Raw genomic sequence first — 774 nt, forward strand, 5'->3', positions numbered from 1 at the left:
CGTCTCATCCGGTCAGTCCCGCACCGCACAGACTGGCTCTGACTAGCGGCTTTGTCACCGCTCCGTCTCAATCCGTCTTACGGCGTCTCCCCTGTTTCGATAGGTCTTTACTACAGGTCTTACTACAGGAGAGGCACGGTGAGTTGCTCCGTGCGCCATCGTCCTCCTCACACGCTTTCGAGGTCTGCGACCACCCGTCCAACCAGGGCCGACAACGTCCGTGAGCAGGCACGATACTTCCCGACGTCCGACGCTGAACGCCGCCGTACGGCAGCGAATGAGACTAGAAATGAGACTGGTGCTGAGACTGTAGAACCGGCCTCGATCAGGCAGGAGCGAGATTCAGTCGAGCACGAACGACCGAAAAAAGTTGATGCCGGTCGCCACCCATCGCGGCGTGGTAGACGGCATCCTGCGCGGCTGCGGAAGGGTCGTCATCGAGCACCCATCGGGCTGCGGAGTAGGCGCATGTGATCCGCCAGTAGTGGTCCGCCGCACCTTTGTTGTCCGAGTCCTCAGCTGCTAGCCGAAGATCGTCCGTCCGGTCGGCAGCGTCCGCTAGCCATGTCCGACCTGTCGCACTGAACTCATTGCGGTTGGCCGCGTCTACCGCCTGGCGCGTGCCCTCTGGCCAGTCAGCGAGCGTTGCAATGTGTCCGAGCGCTTCAAGGGCGATAGCTCGCTGTGCTTGGGGGCTGGCCGCAGTGATGGCCTCCGTGAGCTGGGCATCTAGGTGCGCAAGCCGACGGCGCTTTACCGCTTGGGTCGCCATGG

Annotated in this window: 1 protein-coding gene; it reads right to left on the bottom strand. The window is 62.5% G+C overall.

Features of this window, described 5'->3' with window-relative positions; all coding sequences use genetic code 11:
• Positions 1–325: 325 nt before the first annotated feature.
• On the bottom strand, positions 326–774 hold a 449-nt coding region (locus ABD301_RS42185), incomplete at its 5' end, for a hypothetical protein (RefSeq protein WP_344315612.1).

Source organism: Fodinicola feengrottensis (genome assembly GCF_039530045.1).
Taxonomy (GTDB): Bacteria; Actinomycetota; Actinomycetes; order Mycobacteriales; family HKI-0501; genus Fodinicola; species Fodinicola feengrottensis.